The sequence below is a fragment of the Nostoc sp. genome, from assembly GCF_036919815.1.
Lineage (GTDB): Bacteria > Cyanobacteriota > Cyanobacteriia > Cyanobacteriales > Nostocaceae > Nostoc.
Genome location: NZ_JBALCE010000014.1, coordinates 59,073 through 80,842 on the forward strand (window position 1 = coordinate 59,073; position 21,770 = coordinate 80,842).

14 protein-coding genes and 1 other RNA gene are annotated in these 21,770 nt (G+C 42.0%); 7 read left to right on the forward strand and 8 right to left on the reverse strand.

Going from position 1 to position 21,770, the window contains the following annotated elements:
• Positions 1-54: 54 nt before the first annotated feature.
• Positions 55-702: a Uma2 family endonuclease gene (locus V7K15_RS04780; protein WP_334903475.1), complete on the reverse strand. Its 648-nt coding sequence runs from the start codon at positions 700-702 to the stop codon at positions 55-57.
• 154 nt (positions 703-856) lie between these two features.
• The gene (locus V7K15_RS04785) at positions 857-7,990 is read right to left on the reverse strand and encodes an AAA family ATPase (protein WP_334903477.1); all 7,134 of its coding nucleotides are present in this window, start codon (positions 7,988-7,990) and stop codon (positions 857-859) included.
• A gap of 181 nt (positions 7,991-8,171) precedes the next feature.
• On the opposite strand from V7K15_RS04785, the gene V7K15_RS04790 reads away from it, so the two are divergent.
• From V7K15_RS04790 to pstS, 3 genes are all read left to right on the forward strand, one after another.
• Positions 8,172-8,912 (forward strand): cytochrome c biogenesis protein CcdA, encoded by a 741-nt coding sequence (locus V7K15_RS04790; protein ID WP_334903479.1) that lies wholly within the window; start codon positions 8,172-8,174, stop codon positions 8,910-8,912.
• 29 nt (positions 8,913-8,941) lie between these two features.
• The gene (locus V7K15_RS04795; RefSeq protein ID WP_334903481.1) at positions 8,942-10,342 is read left to right on the forward strand and encodes a cytochrome c biogenesis protein; all 1,401 of its coding nucleotides are present in this window, start codon (positions 8,942-8,944) and stop codon (positions 10,340-10,342) included.
• Between the two features lie 245 nt (positions 10,343-10,587).
• The gene (pstS, locus tag V7K15_RS04800; RefSeq protein ID WP_334903483.1) at positions 10,588-11,685 is read left to right on the forward strand and encodes a phosphate ABC transporter substrate-binding protein PstS; all 1,098 of its coding nucleotides are present in this window, start codon (positions 10,588-10,590) and stop codon (positions 11,683-11,685) included.
• 37 nt (positions 11,686-11,722) lie between these two features.
• Here pstS and queF read toward each other — a convergent pair whose 3' ends face one another.
• The 6 genes from queF to V7K15_RS04830 all read right to left on the reverse strand — a co-directional run bounded on the left by queF (position 11,723) and on the right by V7K15_RS04830 (position 13,926).
• Complete coding sequence (gene queF, locus V7K15_RS04805) at positions 11,723-12,136, reverse strand: preQ(1) synthase (RefSeq protein WP_334903485.1); 414 nt, start codon at positions 12,134-12,136, stop codon at positions 11,723-11,725.
• Positions 12,137-12,226: 90 nt separating this feature from the next.
• Positions 12,227-12,625 carry a hypothetical protein gene (locus tag V7K15_RS04810; protein WP_334903487.1) on the reverse strand — a complete coding sequence of 133 codons (399 nt, stop codon included), beginning with the start codon at positions 12,623-12,625 and terminating at the stop codon, positions 12,227-12,229.
• A 146-nt stretch (positions 12,626-12,771) separates the two neighbouring features.
• The gene (locus V7K15_RS04815) at positions 12,772-13,155 is read right to left on the reverse strand and encodes a phasin family protein (RefSeq protein ID WP_334903489.1); all 384 of its coding nucleotides are present in this window, start codon (positions 13,153-13,155) and stop codon (positions 12,772-12,774) included.
• A gap of 25 nt (positions 13,156-13,180) precedes the next feature.
• Positions 13,181-13,277: signal recognition particle sRNA small type (ffs, locus tag V7K15_RS04820), an RNA gene on the reverse strand.
• A 37-nt stretch (positions 13,278-13,314) separates the two neighbouring features.
• A complete protein-coding gene (locus V7K15_RS04825) occupies positions 13,315-13,581 on the reverse strand; it encodes a YciI family protein (RefSeq protein WP_334903491.1) in 267 nt (88 codons plus the stop codon).
• A gap of 150 nt (positions 13,582-13,731) precedes the next feature.
• On the reverse strand, positions 13,732-13,926 hold the full coding sequence (locus V7K15_RS04830; RefSeq protein ID WP_334903492.1) for a KGK domain-containing protein: 195 nt from the start codon (positions 13,924-13,926) through the stop codon (positions 13,732-13,734).
• A gap of 180 nt (positions 13,927-14,106) precedes the next feature.
• Between V7K15_RS04830 and V7K15_RS04835 the strand changes: the two genes are divergently transcribed.
• The 4 genes from V7K15_RS04835 to V7K15_RS04850 all read left to right on the forward strand — a co-directional run bounded on the left by V7K15_RS04835 (position 14,107) and on the right by V7K15_RS04850 (position 21,543).
• Entirely contained in the window at positions 14,107-14,658 is a 552-nt protein-coding gene (locus V7K15_RS04835) for a 2'-5' RNA ligase family protein (protein ID WP_334903494.1), read from the forward strand.
• A gap of 300 nt (positions 14,659-14,958) precedes the next feature.
• Positions 14,959-15,789: a peptidoglycan-binding domain-containing protein gene (locus tag V7K15_RS04840; RefSeq protein WP_334903495.1), complete on the forward strand. Its 831-nt coding sequence runs from the start codon at positions 14,959-14,961 to the stop codon at positions 15,787-15,789.
• Positions 15,790-16,241: 452 nt separating this feature from the next.
• Positions 16,242-17,429, forward strand: a complete 1,188-nt coding sequence (locus tag V7K15_RS04845) for a TRC40/GET3/ArsA family transport-energizing ATPase (protein WP_334903497.1) — start codon at positions 16,242-16,244, stop codon at positions 17,427-17,429.
• Positions 17,430-17,685: 256 nt separating this feature from the next.
• Positions 17,686-21,543, forward strand: coding sequence for a GAF domain-containing protein (locus V7K15_RS04850; protein WP_334903499.1), 3,858 nt, complete (start codon positions 17,686-17,688; stop codon positions 21,541-21,543).
• The last annotated feature ends 227 nt before the right edge of the window (positions 21,544-21,770 follow it).

Below are 21,770 nucleotides of genomic sequence, written 5' to 3' on the forward strand. Positions count from 1 at the left end.
GTCCCTAACTCCTGAATTCTGAATTCTGATGTAATTTTAATAGACAGCGTGAATCTAGCGGACCATACCAGCGCGAAAAATTTGTTCTGCGGTTAAATTCAATTCTGGGAAAGTTGGTGATTGGATACGGTCATTACCTCGGAATTTATTAATTAGATACTCACCTTCTTCCAAATAGCAAACCAAAATAGTAACTTGTTTTGGCTTACCAATGAATTCCCTACCGCCCAATGCGGCATAGTCCACAATCCAGTATTCAGGAATTCCCATTTGTACCCTTCGGGAAGGGCTTCGCCCAACATAGTCAGCGTATTTTTTGTGGTAATCATCACGCCAATTAGTACTCACTACCTCTACTACTAAAGGAATAGATGCAGCTTGGCTTACAGTAGATGCTTTTTTCCATAGAGGTTCGTTTACTAAATTAGGCTGATTTAGTATCAGGACATCTGGTGAATAAGCTGATTCATTTTCAAGTGGTTTAACGAATACTGTTTTTGGGATGAAATAAGGAAGATTTAAGCGACTATATTCTAAAGTGATTTTTGTAGCTAAAAATCCAACGACCTCTTCATGGTCGCCTACTGGTTGTGCCATCTCAACAATTACTCCATCATGTAGTTCATAACGTCGTTGTGGGTTGTCTGGGTATTGAGCAACAAATTCATCGAATGTAACTAGTTTGCGTAAGGCTTGAATCATGGCTTTATTCCTGAAAGCAAAACTGATATGAGAGTGAAGGAGGTAGGCGGGAGAAAAAAGACTTATTTTAAGCGTATTGCAATTCTGAGGCTTGTTGATCTTTTGAACTCAGTTAATGAGTCTTTGAAGTGGATTAATCCACTTTTGATCCTCGTCATAAGTCTAATAAGACGATCGCCTTGACTAATTCTTCTGGATCTACAGGCTTGGAAATATGCAGTTGAAATCCGACAGCGATCGCTTGCTGATGATCCATCTCGCCAGCATAGGCAGTTAAAGCGATCGCCGGAATTGTCCCGCCTTGTTCTGGTTCCAAACTCCTCACCTGTCGCATCAGCATATAACCATCCATTTCTGGCATCCCGATATCGCTAATGATCAGATTTGGCTGGGATTGACTCAGGGCAGTTAAAGCTTCAATGGCTGAGGCTGCAACGGTAACACTTGCACCATACTGTTCCAGCATGAAGGGCAAAAACTCTCGCATATCTGCATCATCATCGACTACGAGAATCTCTAAGCCAGACAAGGGCAAGAACTGAGTCGCCACAAGTGAGGAGTTATTTTTTTCATCCTTGATTCCTTTGCTTTCATCTTCTAAGCATGGAAGTTTGACGGTGAAAGTTGCTCCTTGTCCTTCGCCCAGGCTTTCTGCTTGAACAGTTCCCCCGTGAAGTTCTACAAGATGCCGCACGATCGCTAATCCTAAACCTAAACCGCCAAATTTTCGAGTTGTGGCACCATCTGCTTGACGGAAATAATCAAAGACATAAGGTAAGAACTCAGGTGCAATTCCCTTCCCTGTGTCAGTGACGCAGATTTGTACCTGTGAATCAACTTGCTCTAATTTAATTTTTACCTCTCCCCCGGTGGGAGTAAACTTAATCGCATTAGAAAGGATATTCCAAATGACTTGTTGCAATCGATTGGCATCGCCTAAAACTTCCCCAACACCAGATTTAAGAATTGTCTGAATCTGGATAGACTTGGCCTGTGCTGATAAACGCACAGTCTCGATCGCAGCTTCAATCACTGATACCAAATTAATCGGGTCGAAGTTAAGGTTAAGTTTACCCTGAAGGATGCGGGAAACATCAAGCAAATCTTCAATTAATTGGGTTTGTAACTTGGCGTTACGTTCAATGGTTTCTAGGGCGCGATCGCTTGTTGCTTGATCAAGTTTGCGGCTTCGCATCAGTTTTGCCCAACCCAGAATCGGGTTAAGCGGTGTTCTCAGTTCATGGGACAGCACAGCGAGAAATTCATCTTTGATGCGATTTGCGGATTCCGCCGCGTTTCGTGCCGTTCGTTCGGCTTCGTAGAGATGGGCGCGAGCGATCGCTTGGGCGCACTGTTGAGCAACAGCCAAGATAAACGCTTGATCTTCTCCACTAAGTTCTTGAAAGTGGGCAAATCCCAAACTTATAGCGCCAACTGCCCAACCTTCTACCATCAATGGAATAGAAATCCAGGCTTCAAAGTCATATTGGGCATACATTTGGGCTAAATGCGGGTAGCTCGCTACCCGCATTTCTGTTGGTTCAGCCCAAATAGGTTGCCCAGTCCGTACAACTTCTGCTAAGGGAAAGGGTGAATCTATGGGAAAATTACGCCAAGTATTCACCAAATCTTGGTTATAGCCAACCGCCCGCACAATTTCTAGTTCAGTTTTACTTTCATTCAGCAAGGCGACAAAGGCACAACTGGCTCCCAAGGCAGCCATGCTCTGCTCTACAATGACTTCAGATACTTGGGCTGGTGTCAGCAATTGTGAAAGAGCAGCCGTGATGGATTGGAGACGGGCAATACGCTCCAGGGCTATTTCTGCTGTTTTTTGTGCCTGCTGCGCTTCTTGATAAAGGCGGGCATTATCGATGGCGATCGCAGATCGATGGGCAACATCTTCTGCTAGTGACAAGTCAGCTGTGCTGTAACGACGTTCTGATTCAGCAGTCACAAAGGAAATAGCACCAAAGATCCGTCCGCGTGCCACCAAGGGCAATATTATACAAGACTTTAAACCAAGTTCACGCAGAATCCGCAGATATTCTGGATCTGCGATCGCTTCTGCTAGGGCTGCATCTGAAATTTCAGCTACCATTTCAGCAAGTCCTGTACGAATCACTTTCGGCACACCTTCAGGTGCATCCAACCTTCTAGGATAAAACTGATGAAGTTCCCAACCGAGTTTTACTTTCTCTGGATCTCGGTGAGCAACTGCTACCCGATTAATTGATTGGTTCTCTTGCAAAAGATCAACGCTGCACCAATCAGCGAAGTAAGGGACAACTAGGTTGGCCACGCTTGCTAGCGTACTTTCGTAATCTAGCGAAGAGGCGAGTGTTGCGCTGATTTTAACCAAAAACTCTGCTCGTTGCTGATCGGCTTCTGCTTCCTGTCGGGCAGTTTGCTCTTGAATTAGTTGGATACGTTCGGCTTCAGATTGTTTGCGAGCGGTGATATCCAGCACAATGCCACTCATGTGTGTGGCTTTCCCTGCTTCGTTGAAAAAGGCTTTTCCCCGGCAGGCTAAGTAACGGATAGTGCCGTCATCTCGAATAATTTGATATTCTAAATTATGCTCCACACCTTCGTTAATTGCTCGACTCAACGATTGAGCCAACAATCCTCGATCATCAGGATGCAGACGATTTAAAAGTGCTTCGGAAGTGCCGGCAAATGTTTGAGGTGTTAATCCAAATAGTTGATAAATCTGCTCATCCCAGTCGAAGTGATCATTGGGAATATCCCAACTCCAAACACCGATTTGAGCAGATTTTAACGCCAAGTTTAGTTGTGCTTGGCTGTCTTCTAGACCTTGATAAAGACGAGCATTTTCTAGCGAAATGGCAATTTGAACTGTCAAGATTTCCAGTACCGAAAGTTTGTCTTGTGTAAAGGCGCTGGAGATCAGATTGTTTTCTAAATATAAAATTCCAAGTAATTTAGACTGACGATTGATCGGCAAACAAAGTACAGATTTAGGTTGCTTTTGAATTACATACTCGTCTTTTGAAAACAGATTTTGCTCAGTGGCATTCTGCAAAATCACTGTTTCTTGAGTTCGCTGCACATAATTCAGCATTGATTGAGGAAGAACTTGTGAAATTTCACCCTTTGATCTTGGCCGAGAAACATTCAGCTTTTCTGCTTGGGGATTAACCTTAGCTTCTACTTCGATCACCAGATTTTCGTCGTGTTCAAGCAATAAATAACCGATTTCTGCTCCTGCTTGCTCAATGACAATTTGCATTAATGTTTTCAATAACCGTGAAAAAACAATTTCACGAGATATAGTTTGAGAGGCTTTAACTACTGACAAAAAGTCTAAATGCTCACCTGTAGTAATAAAGGTTCCATTAGAGATATGCTGTTGTTGTGGCAATAGCTGAGGATAACATTCTTCGAGGTGCTTGACTTTAGCGATCGCCTCCCAGCGCATATAGGCATTTTTCGCCGCTTGCAAGTAGGTTTTAGCAATTAATTCAAACTCCCGCTCTAAGTAAAACTTAGCGCCTAGCTCATTAGCCAAAGCTTCATATTGCACAAATCCCTGCTCACGGGCTGAAGCAATTGATTGCTCATACAGGCGCATTGCTTCCAAGTCTCTACCTTGAATCCGAGCTATTTCAGCAGCTACTAATTGAGACTTATGTAAAAAGTTTGCAGCGCAGTGGTTAGCCCAGTATTGCAATTGCTGCTGATGTAATTCTAAGGTTTGCAAAAACTGTTTTTGTTCTTGACAAGTTACTGTTGGATAAAGAGCCGTTAGAGTCAGTGAGTAATATAAAACATAATCTGTTTCAATTGGTAATGCCAGTGTTGTAACTGGAAAATTGGATAATTTTAAAGCAGAATTGAGTGCTTCTGTATACTGTCGATATGTAAAAAAGATAATTAATTTAATAATGTGATAAAAAATAATCCCACTGACAAAACCTGCATCTTTAATCACAGATAGTGCGTGTGATTCATCAAAATTATCATCACTTAGAGTCAGGTTTTGGTGAGTGAGTCCGCGCAGATTCATCAGTAGCATTTGCTGTAATCTGATTGTCTCATGTTTAGACTGGCGGGCGAATGCGGTGTATTTTTCTAGAGATTTGTATGTATCTGCAAGTGGAGAGCCTAACTGGATAATTTGCCAGGAAGCTTGATAGCCGTTGTAGTTTGCCATCGTCACATCGCCTGCTTCCACACAGCCAATAAATCCCCGCTCTAAAAAGGGAATATCGCTAGCAATATGGTTACGCCAAACGTTGATATGACTTCCATGAATGTGTAGAACAACTCCTCTAAGTTTCAAGTCATGCAACTTTTCATTTAATTGAATTGTCATCTCAGAAAATGCGTAGCCTGTAGGAATATCATGGAAGATGGAAACCAATAACATCGCGTACATACTGTAAGCAAAACAGGAATCTTCTGTATTCCCAAACTTCAGTGAGTAGTTAACTGCTTTGAGTACAACTAAGGGAAAGATATCAGGTTTACCGAGATAACTAGGTGGTCCCAAAGTCGTCAACAGACTAATTAGTGTCTTAATATTTGGATCTGGGATTACTGGAGCATTAATTAAATCAGAGACTTGTCTATCACCTAAATTTATTAATACTTGGTTTTTCTCAATAGCGATCAGCGCTTCGCTGCTGCGCTTCGCTATCGCACTTTGTACTTGCTCATTAGAATCAGGAAATGTTACCCCAAAAAGTTTTAAAGCTTCTAATCCCAATGTCAGCGCTTCTTCATACCTACCAGCAACTTGATAGAGTCTGATTTGCAGTATATAAATATTAGATTTGTCCACATGAGATTCTGCTTTTAGCAATAGTAGCTCAAATAATTCTTCCGCTTGCTCTAAATTTCCTGTTAAGAATTCGCACTCAGCCCGTTCTCTAAATAAAGTAAATGTTTGTTCATATTGTTCAATCCAGGCATTTTCAGCCAAAAGATTCATAGCAACGCTAAAAAACTTTTTAGCAGGAATGTAAGCGGTAGAAGCTTTTGCCTTCTTACCAGCGATTAAATTTAATCGTACCAATTCATCTTTTTCGATTTGTTCAATAATCAGATCCACCGCGAGATTAAGCTGATTAACTAAATCAAAAATTTGCTCATTCACTTGTTCCTGACTAGCATTATTCAGCAAAAGTCGCCCAATTTTCAGGTGAACAGCCGACTTTGATTCATCGGAAATTAAGGCATAAGCAGCTTGTTGAACTCGATCATGGTAGAAACGAAAACGATAGTTTTTCTGGGCAGTTTCATCTGACTCAATGGAGATAATTAATCCTCTTAAAATTGCTTCAAAAAGTGCATTTCTCGTTTCTTCAATAGATTGTTCCCCAACGAGCGCTAAAACTTCTAAATCAAAGCGATTCCCGATACACGAGGCTAATTTAAGCACCTGTTGAGTTGCCAGGGGCAGTTTTTGCATTCGCCCAATCATCAGACTGACAATATTATCTGTAATACCTTGGGCTTCAATCTCAGCTAGATTCCATTGCCAAACCCCTACCCTCCTCTGTCCCCCCTTAGTAAGGGGGGATTGAGGGGGGTAAAAATTCAGTAAATTTTCTTGATGCAGCGTTTTGAGAAATTCATTGATAAAAAAAGGATTACCGTCAGTTTTTTGGATAATTAATTGAGCAAGGGATTCTACTTGTTCTGCTGAACTATGTAAGGTATCAGCAATTAACTGATTTACATAGACAAGATTCAACGGCTTCAGAATAATTTCACTCGTTATTGCTCCAGACTGGCGAACCTTCTCTCTCATCAAATTGAAGGGATGTACAATATCTATTTCGTTATCTCGATACGCAAAAATAAAGCAGAGATACTTGATACTAGAGCCAGTAATTATAGTTTGAATTAAATTCAAAGTAGCGCTGTCTGCCCACTGCATATCGTCTAAAAAAACAGTGAGTGGATGCTCTTTTTGAGCAAAGACGTTGATAAAATTATGAAATACTAAATTAAATCGGTTTTGAGATTCAGCAGGCCCCAACTCTGGGATATAAGGCTGTTCTCCAACGATTAGTTCAACTTCTGGAATGACATCTGTGATTAGTCTACCATTGTTTCCTAATGCTGCTTGTATTCGCTTTTTCCAAGTAGCAAGTTGATCTTCAGGCTCAGTTAAAATTTGTCGCGCGAGTGTTTGAAAAGCTTGAACAATGGTGGAATAAGGAATATCTCGTTTATACTGATCAAACTTACCACAGATAAAAGCACCGCGTTCTCTAACAATGGGCTTGTGAATCTCCTTCACAATAGAAGATTTACCAACTCCAGCATAGCCAGAGACGAAAACTATTTCTGGTTTTCCTTGGCTAACAACTCGCTCAAATGCTTGGAGAAGCTTTGCAATCTCTTGTTCTCGCCCATACAATTTTTGAGGAATTTGAAAGCGATCTGAGATATCTTGTTCACCCAAAACAAAGGATTGAATTTGTCCGGTTGTCTGCAATTGCTTTAAACACCGTTCTAAATCAAATTGCAAACCTAAAGCGCTCTGATACCTATGTTCTGCCACCTTCGACAGCAATTTCATAATTATCTCACAGAGCATCTGGGGAATATCAGAGTTCAGCTTTCTAAGGGATAGCGGAGATTTGGCAATATGACAATGCACCCACTCTAAAGGGTCTTTGCCTTGAAATGGTAGCTGACCTGTGAGCATCTCATAAAAGGTGACTCCCAGAGAATATAAATCGCTGCGATGGTCAATTCCTCGATTCATCCGCCCGGTTTGCTCAGGTGACAAATAAGGTAAACTGCCTTCAATACGACTGGAACTGCTAACTATTTGCTGTTGGTATGGAATGAAGGCAGCAATTCCAAAATCGGCAATTTTAACCTGATTAGTTTCGAGGTTAACTAAGATATTTTGCGGCTTAATATCCTTGTGGACAATGTTATAAGCGTGGATTTGTGCGAGTTTACTGGTGATTTCAATGGCAATCTTTAGAAACGGAACAGGCTGTTGAAATTGGTCGAGCAAATGGTCGAGCGATCGCCCGCCAAAATCCTCCATAATTAAATAAGGGATTCCCTGGTACATCTCTAAGGCGTAAGCTTTGACTACTGCTGCGGTGTTCAACCTTTGAGCGATCGCATACTCATGTTTGAGTTGTTCAATATTATTCGGTGTACACTGTTCTGGACGTAGCCCTTTGATAATTACTGGACACTGATCTTTAACCTTAATTCCACGGTATATGACTGCTTTTACCCCTGCTTTTAACAAAGTGACAATTTCAAATCCGGGTAATGCAATCATCATGCCAAATACTCCAGGCGTGCTTCTTCAGGGATAATGTGAGATTAATTGTATTTTAGATACATTTCTTTGGACAGGTTAAATTTAGATGATATCAGGTTCAGATAATGAGTTCTACTGACTCTACAGCCAAAAATAAGCTACAATTCAAGCATAGTAAGCATTTCCCGCTCAGAAACTTTCCATGCTTGATAACCTGCAAACCCAAATTTACCAACTAGAACAATTTGCCAACAGCCTTGTTTCTAACCAACTGACACACTTGAGCGTGGCGAGTATTGGTATCATCTTTGCAGCTGGCTTGCTCACCAGTCTCACACCCTGTATGCTTTCTATGCTGCCAATTACCATTGGTTACATCGGTGGCTATGAAGCGAAAAGCCGCCTGCAAGCAGCTGCCCAATCAACTTGGTTTGCTTTCGGATTAGCAACTACATTGGCAGGGCTTGGTATTATAGCAGCTTTTGTGGGAAAAGTCTATGGTCAAATAGGAATTGGTTTGCCGATTATCGTCAGTATTATCGCCATTCTCATGGGGCTGAACTTATTAGAAGCACTACCTCTGCAATTTCCCTCCTTGGGTGAAACAAATTGGATTTCGCCAGATTTACCACCTGGATTGCGTTCCTATTTGCTGGGGCTGACTTTCGGCTTAGTTGCATCCCCTTGTAGCACACCTGTTTTAGCCAGCTTACTAGGTTGGATTGCTAATACACAAGACTTAATTTTAGGCGCTGTTTTGCTACTTTCTTACACAGCCGGTTATGTAGCACCCTTGATTTTGGCGGGTACATTTACAGCTTCAATTAAAAAGTTACTGGAATTGCGGCGCTGGTCTGGTTGGATTAACCCAGTTAGCGGGGCGCTGTTGGTAGGATTCGGTGTATTTTCCTTAATTTCTCGGATTCCTCTTGGCAGTTTTTAATATCAACACTTTTTTAGATTTTACACGTAATGACTTTAGAAGATTCAGCATCAAAAGAATTAAAATGGTGGGCGATACCTGGGCAGTTCTTACGACAAGAGCTTTTGCCTGTATTGACTAACTTACGACTAGCGATCGCACTACTGCTATTGATTGCAATCTTTAGCTCCACCGGTACTGTAATTGAACAAGGTCAGTCACCCGGATTCTACCAGGCTAACTACCCAGAACATCCAGCTTTATTTGGTTTCTTAACTTGGAAGGTAATTCAGGTAGTTGGGTTAGACCACGTATATCGTACTTGGTGGTTTCTGGCATTACTTATCTTATTTGGCACTAGCTTAACTGCTTGTTCATTTACCCGTCAGTTACCAGCCTTAAAAGCTGCCCAGCGCTGGAAATATTATGAAGAACCACGGCAATTTCAAAAGTTAGCTTTGAGTGCAGAACTAGATACTGGTTCTTTGAATTATCTCACTCAAATATTACAGAAACGCCGCTATAAAATTTTTCCAGATCAAGAAAAAGAAAATCTCCTCTACGCCCGCAAGGGAATAGTCGGACGCATCGGGCCAATTATCGTTCATATTGGCATCGTCGCTATTTTGCTAGGGGGAATTTGGGGGGCGATGACTGGATTTCTTGCTCAAGAAATGGTTGCCAGTGGTAATACATTTAAAGTGACAAATATTGTAGATGCAGGTCCCTTAGCAGCAGCCCAAGTCCCGAAAGATTGGTCTGTGCGAGTCAATCGTTTTTGGATTGACTATACTGCATCTGGAGGCATTGACCAATTTTATTCAGATTTATCTGTCTTAAATAATCAAGGAAAGGAAGTTGACCACAAAAAGATTTTTGTCAACGAGCCTTTGCGATATCATGGCGTAACTTTGTATCAAACTGATTGGGGAATTGCAGCTGTTCGCGTCCAATTTAACAACAGCCCAATTTTTCAGTTACCGATGGCAAAATTGAACACCAACGGTAACGGGCGCATTTGGGGAACCTGGGTTCCGACAAAACCGGATTTGAGTGAAGGTGTTTCCCTGTTAGCCAAAGACTTGCAAGGGATGGTATTAATTTATGATGCCACTGGCAAACTCGTTGATACTGTCCGCGCTGGGATGTTCACCGAAATCAATGGCGTGAAGCTGAAAATTATCGAAGTCATTGGCAGCACTGGCTTACAAATTAAAGCCGATCCAGGTATACCAATAGTTTACTCAGGGTTTGGTTTGCTAATGCTGGGTGTGGTGATGAGTTACTTCTCCCACTCACAAATATGGGCATTGCAAAAAGGCGATCGCTTGTATGTTGGTGGCAAAACTAATCGCGCCCAAGTTGCTTTTGAACAAGAGATTTTAGAGATTTTAGATCGCCTAAGTTCACAGCCAAAAGGTGAGCAAAAAGAAACAGCAATTAAAATTTAAACTCCATAGGAACGCATACCACTTCTCTACGAGACGCTCCGCGAACGTGGAAGCAAGCTACGCAAAGCGTCTCGCAGAGAAGTAATCCTCCGCGTTCCTCTGCGGTTTACTTTGCGCCCCTACCCTGCGGGAAGGCGTTCGCGTAGCGTCTCGTAGAGAAGCGCCTATGCGTTTAAAAGTTATTTACAATTAATCACACCCACACCGCTACAAATTTGAAAATCACAAGAGGTATTTATTAAACATTGGAACAAAAGATTTCTCTATCTGCTCAACTTCAATCCAAGCGACGCATTTACCTTCTACCCCTAATCGCTATCTTCTTAACTATCCTTTCTTGCACCGCCAATCAGAAAAACATAAAGCGTGTTTCCCTCATTGGTGCCGGGGCTAGTTTTCCCGCGCCTTTGTACGAGCGCTGGCTTTCAGATTACAACCACAAAAATCCCAATGTGGAAATTAACTATCAAGCAATAGGGAGCAGTGCAGGAGTGCAACAGCTCATCGAAGGTACTGTAGACTTTGCAGCTAGTGATGTGGGAATTACAAATGAACAAGCAGCCAAGATAAAACGCGGAGTCATTGCTTTACCCATAACTGCCGGTTCTATTGTGCTGGCTTATAACCTCACACCAGTTGTACACCAGTCGCCTCAAGTCAAAGTGCCAACTGCTCTCAGGCTACCACGCCAAGTTTACGTAGATATCTTCCTCGGAAAAATTACAAATTGGAATCATCCGAGAATAGCCGCAGCTAATCCAGGCGTAAGTTTGCCCGATTTACCGATTCAGCTTGTATACCGAACTGATGGTAGTGGAACTACGAGCGTGTTGACGCAACATTTAAGTGCTATAAGTCCACAATGGAAAAGCAAAGTTGGGGCTGGTAAATCTGTAGCATGGCAAGTGGGAATTGGTGGAAAGGGTAACGAAGGTGTTACCGCCCTGATTCAACAAATACCAGGAGCTATTGGCTATGTAGAGTATATTTACGCTAAACAAAATAAACTTCCTATGGCTGCTTTAGAAAATAAATCTGGTAATTATATTACGCCGACACCAGAATCTGTAGCTCAAACCTTAGAGGAAGTGAAATTACCCGCCGATAACTTGATTGCTTTTATCACCGATCCTAAAGGTGCCCAGTCTTATCCCATTGTCACTTACACCTGGCTTTTAACTTATCACCAATATCCAAAGCGAGTCAAGGCTAAAGTGCTGAAAAACTTTATTGATTGGGCTTTGATTGAGGGGCAAAAATCCAGTTTGGAACTTGGATATATTCCTTTATCTAAAAAAGTTGTAATTCAAGCGCAGACAGCTGCAAAGAAAATTGCTGAATAAAGCCGATTAATACCGTCTGCGCTGATTAGTGATGATATTACTTTTGGTGGCGCACTTCAACCACAGTATGCACATTGCCGCGAGGCGTGAAATCTGCTTTCACCGTGACTTCCAAGGGATCACAAGCAGCGACAAAATCATCCAAAATTTGATTAGCAGATTCTTCGTGAGAAATATAGCGATCGCGGTAACTATTAATATAAAGCTTAAGTGCCTTCAATTCTACTACCCGTTGATCAGGCACATAGGTAAGGTAAATTGTCGCAAAGTCAGGATAGCCGGAAAACGGACATTTACAAGTAAATTCTGGCAAACTAATGTTAATGTCATATCGCCTCCCCACACGCGGATTCGGAAAAGTAATTAGTTTACCTTCGGCAATGTCGCGTTCGCCATATTTCATTTCTGGGCTTTCCTGAGATCCGCTTTCAGGTAATTTATCAGTTGTCATTTGTCATTTGTCTTTTGTCTTTTGTTATTTTACTTGTCTTTACGTCCTTTTAGTAATTATTGTACAGACGCGATTAATCGCGTCTCCCCCTTAATACTCTTCCTTCTCCCAGTCTGGACAATTTTCATCTTCCCAACCGTGGGGATGCATGGCACAAACTAACAAATTACCACTATAAACTTGGCCGTGGTAGTGACTACAACCGATACAGGCGGGATTTTTTTCGGCTGTGGGTTCAACTGAATAAGGAAAACCCGGATCTACATCTGCTACAATCTCTTCTAGTTCCCAGTAAGCTTCCAACATTGGTTCAGCAAAATCCTGTAAATACTGATCAACTTCAGTGACAATGTTCGGGACTTGCTCGGTCATTTCTTCCGTTAGCTCAAAAAAAGCGTCTACCATTTCACTCATTCCGAGCAAGAAACGCTCTACTTCATCAGCTACTGTTTCGACCATTTCTACTAAATCTTTTTGCCACTGTTCCATAAACTTGACGCCCTTCCAGGCTATAAACAAGACGGTTTGTACTATCTGGCTTCAAGCACTAGAGTACATACTAGGCAATGTATCTTATCAAGTTTCTCTCTGAAGTGCCACTTATTACTGATATTTTGATCCAATAATGCTTTTTATTAATCGCGTTGCAATCGTTTTAACTCGTCTTGCAGCTTTAGCACTTCATCGCGTAATTTATCCACATTCTCATCAGCTGATTTCTCTTTCACCGTTGGTTCTTCATCTTCCTCTAAAATTTCAATGCGGCGAGGTTCAGAAGGGGGTGTTTTCTCAGAGGTTTCACCAGATGGTTGGGGCTGTTGGGCTTGCTTCATCATCTCGTCAACGAAGCGGCGGGCTTCTTCGGTGTTCATTTCGCCCTTTGCCACCATTTCATCTGCCAGTTTTTGGACTTGCGATCGCACTTCCGCTAATTTTCCCCCTGCTTTCTCACCTGCGTAAGAAGCTAATCCAACACCGAGGTAAAAAGCTTTTTGAACAATATCTCCAAAACCAGGCATGGTTGCTGAACGCTCCTAAAAATAGGGCGACCCGGAGACTACGCCTACCACAAGCCTCCCGTGTTGCTGCTACCTTCCGGTTCTGACAAGATTTGGGTGTTGCGATCGCATAGATCCAGGTCTTTTAAAAGCATAACATTAAAAGTCAGTAAGTGTAGATTATTCCATAACAATTCGCCATTCATAAAGCTGATAGTTGACGCAGCCGTGTTGCACCAAGGGGTCATCAGCTACAATCGCTTCTGCTTCATCCTTTGAAGCTGCCTCAAACAGCAACATCCCGCCTCTTTGCTGTGCCCAATACCCTGTTCGCGCTTTGTGTCCTTTAGCAATCAAGTCTTGAATGTAGGCTTTGTGGGCAGGTACATACTGGTCAAAGGTAGATTTATCGACTTTGCCTTCTTCAATCTTTACAAACCACGGCATTTGCTTCTTAACTCCAGTTACAACAGATATCCTGTTTAAGTTATTACTATTTTGAGTAGAGTTTGAGTAGCAATATACACGAACTACAGCGATTTCTTGATCATGGATATTTCGCCTACTGTCTGCGAGTCGGCAACGCATCTGTGACTATTAGATATCTAGGTGCGATCGCAGATCATCCAGTGGAGATGTCGAATTAGTAGGAATCAGTGGTTTTATTGGTGTCGGCTTGTCAGCAACAAATTCAAAGCGAATTCGGATTTTCCCTTTCTGCCAAGCGCCAACTCGATCCGCCTTCCCTAAGTTTTCCCAGCGATCGCTAATTACTAAGCAGGACTTACGCAAAATATCTCTGAAACTCTGATTTCTCCGTGTCCTCTGCGCCTCTGCGGTTAGTTATTCCGTAACTCACTTGTGCGTAAGTCCTATTTACTCTACGGGAAGCCTTCGTCTACATGAATTGCCCCTACCGCGCGTAGTTTTGCGTACTATTAGGGAATAAAAATAATTAATATAAATAGATAGATGAGCCGTTTTTTTGTCGCTCTTTTACCACCGCAAGACATTCAAGACTACGCCAACCAGATTAAGCAGGACTTTGCCGATCGCTATGCTAGTAGTGGGGCGCTAAAGTCTCCGCCTCATATTACCCTGCAACCGCCCTTTGAATGGGCAGATGATAACTTGCCACTGCTAGAGGCATCCTTGAAGGAGTTTGCTAGTAGACAACAGCCAGTAGCAATTACACTCAGGGGGTTTGATGCCTTTCTGCCTCGTGTCATATACATTAATGTCGTCATAAGTCAAGAGCTTTTAACTTTGCAAGCTGATTTAATGGCTTATATAGAAAGCAACTTGGGAATTGTTGACAAGGTTTCTAAAACCCGCCCTTTTGCGCCCCATATAACGGTTGCGTTTCGGGATTTAACAAAGCAAAACTTTAAAGCTGCTTGGCCAGAGTTTGAAAAGCGTCAGTTGGATTTTGAGTTTACTGCTGACAAATTAACGCTGCTGCTTCACGACGGTAATCGCTGGAATATTAAATCAGAGTTTGGTTTTTTGACTAGTGAGCAATGAGTTGGTGAAATAGTTAAAAGCGATGGCTCCAATTGTTCAGCAGAAGTCTGCGCTTGCTGATCGAGGTGGGCATTTTTCAGAGCGATCGCACAACTACGGAGAGCCGCTTCCAAGCTGGTGTAAAGTAAACATTGCGTAGTATCATCATCAATAGTTGAGAATAAGCGATCGCGATCGCCCACCAAGACTTAAAATCATCTTTCTTTTTCTCGGTGTGTAGTCGCTTACGCCGAAGGTCTCCTACAGAAGCAGCTTCTCGTCACACATCGCTTAACTTTTGAAACGCCTTATAAACAAGACATGTTAGATTTGTTTATTTCTACTTACTTAGTTTTTGTAAAACCAGATACATTAAATCGTAGTTTAGTTGCAAAGGAAGTAAAAAGCATGACCGTTTATAGCCCTGAAGTCATCCGTCATATACTGATCGGGCTGGGATATTTAGCTCCTGAGATAGATCCTAAGCCGGATCTCACTAAATTTGCTCCCTGGAAGCGGAATAACAACTCCTTAACAGATGATCCTACCGAAGAAGCGATTAAAAAGTTTCAGAAACAGTATTCACAAAAACTTCTAGTAGATGGTAACGCTAACTCTGAGACTCGAACTGTAATGGAAGATACAGTCCAAGGGCTTCAGAATAGATTGAAGTTTCACGGTTTTGCAACCAATGCCGAAATTCCTCCAGACAAGGCTTTTTATGGGCCAGCTACTTATTTAGCAGTCAAGAAATTTCAGAAATCTCAGGGTTTAACTGAAAATGGCATTGCCACTATTGAACAGCGTCAAATTCTACAGCAATCTAGTCTAACAAATAAGCCCCAGCCGCAGCCCCAGTCCCAACTCAAGCTGATAGATTTGTGGCTCCAATTCAAAAAGAATCCTCAAAATCCTTCTTACATCGCAGCCCTAAATAATTTACAACAAAATATACCCAAGGACGTTTTATACAAACTTACTAACAAATGGAGGGGGACAAATGATCAAAATCCTGAGATTGTCAAGTTGACGAATGTGTTCACTTATTATGATGACAACAATCAAAACAATCGTGATGCACTAACTTACTTACAAAGTCAGATGACTCCAGTCATCTCTCAAGCATTTTTAAGTCTCTGGAATAAAAAGTAAACTCATCTGACAATTCAGGTCATCTGGAAAACCTCTCTTCTTCATCTCTCTCCTAGAAGGCTACTGTGTAGACTCTACAACCCACAAATCAAAACCTCACCCTCGTTTTAAATCTTTCCCTCTCCTTAATAAGGAGAGGGACAGGTTTTGCGTAGCAGAACCAGGGTGAGGTTTTTCAAGATTTTTGGGTAATTCGATGACTTGTGTGTACACGGTAGCCTAGAAGGAGAGAGACTTTGAATTTTCACCCTTCCCGACACGGGAAGGGGGTTAGATTTTTCATGGGCTTTTCCAGATGACCTGAATTGTCAGGTAAACTCATTGGTGTCAACTTAACGGTTATATCAAGAATAGTCTTCACGCCTAAAAATGGTTAAACAGCATTTATTTTCCTTAAACAGTCGATAATGTAAATAAATGTAATAAAATCCTCAGGCAGGACAGAAGTATCTATGCGTGTAATTTTGATGACCGGGAAAGGCGGAGTGGGCAAAACTTCCGTTGCTGCTGCAACTGGACTGCGTTGTGCAGAACTAGGCTATCAGACATTAGTTTTAAGTACAGATCCCGCTCACTCCCTGGCAGACAGTTTTGACATCGAACTGGGACATGCACCCCAAAAAATTCGCCCAAATCTGTGGGGTGCAGAATTGGATGCGCTGCAAGAACTAGAGGGAAACTGGGGTGCTGTGAAACGTTACATTACCCAAGTTTTACAGGCAAGGGGTTTAGACGGCATACAGGCTCAAGAATTGGCAATTTTACCAGGCATGGATGAGATTTTTGGCTTGGTAAGGATGAAACGTCATTACGATGAAGGTGAGTTTGATGTTTTAATTATCGACTCAGCCCCCACCGGCACAGCACTCCGGTTGCTGAGTTTACCTGAAATCGGTGGCTGGTATATGCGCCGTTTTTACAAACCATTTCAAAACATCTCGGTAGCACTTCGGCCTCTGGTTGAACCTTTTTTTAGACCAATTGCTGGTTTTTCGCTACCTGATAAAGAAGTGATGGATGCACCTTATGAGTTTTATGAACAAATTGAAGCTCTGGAAAAAGTATTAACAGACAATACTAAAACCTCAGTGCGTCTGGTTACTAATCCCGAAAAGATGGTGATTAAAGAGTCTCTGCGTGCCCATGCTTATCTGAGTTTGTATAATGTTGCAACAGACTTAATAGTAGCTAATCGGATTATCCCTAGCGTTGTCCAAGATCCATTTTTCCAACGTTGGAAGGAAAGTCAGGAGCAATATCGCCAGGAAATTCATGATAATTTTCACCCTCTACCTGTAAAAGAAGTTCCCCTATTTTCTGAGGAAATGTGTGGATTGGCTGCATTAGAACGCCTGAAGGAAACCCTTTATAAAGATGAAGATCCGACTCAGGTTTATTACAAAGAAACGACTCTTAGAGTCGTGCAAGAGGGAAACCAATACAGCTTAGAACTTTACTTACCCGGTATTCCTAAAAACCAAGTTCAACTGAGTAAAACCGGAGACGAATTAAACATTACTATTGGCAACCACCGTCGTAACTTAGTTTTACCGCAAGCCTTAGCAGCACTACAACCAGCAGGGGCAAAGATGGAAGACGACTATCTGAAAATTAGCTTTGCTGAGAATACAAGAGTTTAAGTTTGTTGCTACGGCAATGTTTGACAAAAACTCAACACTAAAAAACCAGAATCTTTTATTGCAGCTAGTACAGACGCCATTCTTTTAGCGTCTGTTTTTGTGATATTTTGATGAAATTTGATAAAGGTTAAATAAATATTTTTATTAATGATTTGCCCGTAGTTTCACTGAAGACAAATTGAGGAAATAAATCTCAAAATGGCTTTAGATTTCATTATGCCATTTTGTTAATTATTAATTTATTTTGTTATCAGCAATGACCTCGAACCCAGAAGAAGATTTGCTCTTATGTCGCCATGAAGAAACTTTGCTACGCCGGATTACAAACCGGATTCGACGAAGCTTAGAGTTGGAAGAGATTATCACAGTCACAACAGCAGAGGTGCGATCGCTACTAAAAACTGACCGAGTGATGATCTACAAATTTCATGCCGATAGTAGTGGTGAAGTGATTGCTGAGTCAATTTACGAAAATCGTTTGCCGTCACTACTGGGGCTAAATTTCCCTGCTGATGATATTCCACTCACCGCCCGTGAACTATTTATTAAATCACGATTGCGTTCTGTTGTGAATGTTGATACTCAAGAGATTGGTCAAAGTCACCTCCATGACTTGGAAAATGGAGAAACTATATCAGAGGAGATGTGTTACCGCCCTGTAGACCCATGTCATGTTGAATATTTGACGGCAATGGGGGTAAAGTCCTCTGTGGTAGCGCCTATTCTCTATGAAGATCAACTTTGGGGACTACTGGTGTCTCATAATTCGGAAGCGCGTTTGATTTCAGAATATGAACTAGAAGCACTACAGATGGTAGTGGATCAACTGTCAGTAGCGATCGCTCAAAGTACCCTTCTGACTCAAGTCCGCAAAACAGCCGAACGGGAAGCGATTATTAACCGCGTTGCTACCCTACTACATTCATTACCGACAATTGTATTACAACCAGCCCTAGAAGCGGCTGTTGCTGCCTTTAATGGTGTTGGTGGCAGGCTTTGCATTAGAAATGCAGCTTTTGATTTCCACAATGGCAACGTCACTAGCTTAACAGAATGCTTAATACCAGGAAATAGTTGTATCAAGCTTTATATCTGTGGACAGCAACCTGTGATGCCAGAACAAACTATATATCCACTGATCGAGCAGTATAGTGTCTGGCAGGAACACTACAAGTCTGGTAACTACGATGTTTGGGCGATTTTAGATATATATAAAACTTCTAGCTTGCGAACTTTGCAAGTTGCTTTTCAACCAACTAAAATTCGCAGTATGTTGATTATCCCACTCCTGTATCATCAGCAGTTGCTGGGCTACTTAAGTATTTTCCGTGACGAAATAGATACAGAGACTCTCTGGGCGGGGCAGTATGACAGCGATCAAAGACAACTGTACCCCCGTTTGTCCTTTGAGGTTTGGCGCGAATCTAAAAAAGCACAAGCTCAAAAATGGACGGATGAAGAGATTGAACTGGCTAGAGACCTCGGTAAACACTTTGCTTCAGCAGTTCAGCAATATGAACTATACCAACAGGTACAAGTCTTCAATGAAAATTTAGAAAAACAAGTTAAAAGACGCACAATTGAGTTACAACGGACATCTGAACAACAACAGGCTGTGTTTAAAGTTATTGCCGAGATTCGGGAATCTTTGGAGACAGATACCATTTTTCAAACCACAACTAAAGAGGTTTGTCAATTAATCAAAGCCGATCGCGTTTCTGTTTATCGTTTTGATTCTGATTGGGGTGGGGCATTTGTCGGGGATTTCGAGGCTGCTAGTCCATACTGGTCGAATCAGTCCGAACTAGGTATTAATACAGTTTGGAATGACACCTACTTACAAAATACACAGGGAGGACGCTACCGCAACAATGAAACATTTGCAGTCGATGACATCTACAAGATGGGGTTTGCTCAGTGTCATATCGACAATCTAGAGCAGTTTCAAATTTATGCTTTTGTGCTTGCTCCGATTTTTGTTGGGCAAAAACTTTGGGGTTTGCTGGCAACTTATCAACACACTGCCCCTCGGCAATGGAAAGCTTCTGAAGTTAACTTTCTCAGTCAGATTGCTGCCCAAATGGGGGTAGCAGTCCAGCAAGCTGATTTACTAACTCAGACACGACAGCAAGCGTTAGATTTGGAACAAGCAGCAGAACAACAACAGGTATTGTTTGAAGTTGTTGCCAAAATTCGGGAATCTCTTGATCTAAAGACAATTTTTGCCGCAACTGTGTGTGAAGTCCGTCGCTCTTTGAATGCTGACAGAGTGATAGTATATCGCTTTGACCGGAATTCCGAACTCGATGAAGGTGAAATTGTTTCAGAGGATCTTTTGCCAGAGTTTACTTCTGCTTTAACATTAAAAATTCAAGACAATTGTTTTAAGAAGAAGTATGATGCCCTCTATCGTCAAGGACGTGTCCATGCGATCGCTGATATCCACAACTCTGGATTAAATGTTTGTTATGTCCAAATGCTAGAGCAACTGCAAGTTAAAGCCAATTTAGTTTTGCCACTGGCTAAAAGCAATGAACTCTGGGGTTTGTTGTGCATTCACCAGTGTTACCAACCACGTGAATGGCAATCCTCAGAAATCCAGTTCGCTACCCAAGTCGCTGCACAGCTTTCTGTAGCACTGGAACAAGCTGATTTACTTGAACAAACCAAGCATCAGGCTGTTGATTTGGAACAAGCAGCAGAACAACAACGGGTATTGTTTGAAGTTGTTGCCAAAGTTAGGGAATCTCTTAACCTAGATGCGATTTTTCAGACAACCACCCAAGAAATCTGTAAATCACTACAAGTCGATCGAGTTGCAGTCTACCGATTCCAGGCTGATTGGAGTGGTGAATATATCGCCGAATTTGTAGGTGAGAACTGGGTAAAGCTAGTCGGTTCGGATATTGAGACAGTTTGGGAAGATAGTTATTTGCAGCAAAACCAAGGTGGGCGATATCGTCACAATGAAACCTTTGTAGTCGATGACATCTATCAAGCTGGCCACGCTCAATGCCACGTTATGGCTCTAGAGCAAATTCAAGCAAGGGCTTATGCGATCGCACCCATATTTATTGGGCAACAGCTATGGGGCTTACTAGCAGTTTACCAGAATTCTGCACCCCGCCATTGGGAAGCCTCGGAAATTAAGTTCATCACTCAAATTGCCAATCAGCTAGGGGTTGCACTGCAACAAGCCCAATTGCATAATCAGGCCAAGGAGCAGACAGAAAAGTTAGCTCTAGCTCTGGATGATTTAAAGCAAACTCAAACCCAACTGATCCAAACTGAGAAAATGTCCTCACTCGGTCAATTGGTAGCTGGTGTTGCCCACGAAATTAATAACCCGGTAAACTTCATTTATGGCAACATCAATCATGTCAACGATTACGCCCAAGATTTACTCAGTATACTACACCTCTATTTGCAAAATACTCCCAACCCCAGCCCTGAAATTAGCGATCGCGCATTCGAGATCGACTTAGAATTTCTCATGGAAGATTTGCCTAAAACTTTATCTTCGATGAAAGTTGGGGTTGATCGCATCCGTCAGATTGTCTTGAGTTTACGGAATTTCTCTCGCCTAGACGAGGCGGAAATAAAGCTAGTTGATATTCACGAAGGTATTGATAGCACTTTGTTAATTTTGCAGCATCGCTTGAAAGCAAAACGGGAAAGTCTGGATATTAAATTAGTCAAAGAGTACGGCGACCTTCCCTTGGTAGAGTGCTATGCTGGTCCACTGAATCAGGTCTTTATGAATGTTTTAAGCAATGCGATCGATGCTCTAGAAGATTATACAGAATCTCAATCAAATCCTCATAGCAATCAAATCAGCATCCGTACTGCTCTTGGAGAGCTTGAAGGCAATGTTAAAAGCGTAATAATTCGCATTGCAGACAATGGCCCAGGAATACCGGAGCCTCTGAAGTCAAAAATCTGCGACCCATTTTTCACTACTAAGGCAGTGGGAAAAGGCACTGGCTTGGGGTTGTCAATTAGTTATCAGATTGTCGTAGATAAACACGGTGGTCTGTTTAAATATGATTCTCAGCCAGGGTTAGGTACAGAATTTTGGATTGAAATTCCGGTCAGCCAAATCACCAAATCTTAAATAATTCGTAATTCGTAATGACGCTCGTTCGCTCTTAGCGTCTCCCCTTGGGAGATGACTCGCTAACGTAATTCGTAATTAAAGACATTTACATAAGGGGATTTAAACCCCGACTGAAACTGATCCCAGGCGGAGTGGCTCCGACTCCGCGCTACGTGTAATAGTTGGGGTCTTAAACCCTTTTATTTACGATAAAAACGAAAAAAGAAACTTGTGTAACGACTGTC

Coding starts and splice junctions, on each gene's coding strand:
- V7K15_RS04780 (WP_334903475.1), bottom strand. CDS start 702: ATGATTCAAGCCTTACGCAAACTAGTTACATTCGATGAATTTGTTGCT.
- V7K15_RS04785 (WP_334903477.1), bottom strand. CDS start 7,990: ATGATGATTGCATTACCCGGATTTGAAATTGTCACTTTGTTAAAAGCA.
- V7K15_RS04790 (WP_334903479.1), top strand. CDS start 8,172: ATGCTTGATAACCTGCAAACCCAAATTTACCAACTAGAACAATTTGCC.
- V7K15_RS04795 (WP_334903481.1), top strand. CDS start 8,942: ATGACTTTAGAAGATTCAGCATCAAAAGAATTAAAATGGTGGGCGATA.
- queF (WP_334903485.1), bottom strand. CDS start 12,136: ATGACAACTGATAAATTACCTGAAAGCGGATCTCAGGAAAGCCCAGAA.
- V7K15_RS04810 (WP_334903487.1), bottom strand. CDS start 12,625: ATGGAACAGTGGCAAAAAGATTTAGTAGAAATGGTCGAAACAGTAGCT.
- V7K15_RS04815 (WP_334903489.1), bottom strand. CDS start 13,155: ATGCCTGGTTTTGGAGATATTGTTCAAAAAGCTTTTTACCTCGGTGTT.
- V7K15_RS04825 (WP_334903491.1), bottom strand. CDS start 13,581: ATGCCGTGGTTTGTAAAGATTGAAGAAGGCAAAGTCGATAAATCTACC.
- V7K15_RS04835 (WP_334903494.1), top strand. CDS start 14,107: ATGAGCCGTTTTTTTGTCGCTCTTTTACCACCGCAAGACATTCAAGAC.
- V7K15_RS04840 (WP_334903495.1), top strand. CDS start 14,959: ATGTTAGATTTGTTTATTTCTACTTACTTAGTTTTTGTAAAACCAGAT.
- V7K15_RS04845 (WP_334903497.1), top strand. CDS start 16,242: ATGCGTGTAATTTTGATGACCGGGAAAGGCGGAGTGGGCAAAACTTCC.
- V7K15_RS04850 (WP_334903499.1), top strand. CDS start 17,686: ATGACCTCGAACCCAGAAGAAGATTTGCTCTTATGTCGCCATGAAGAA.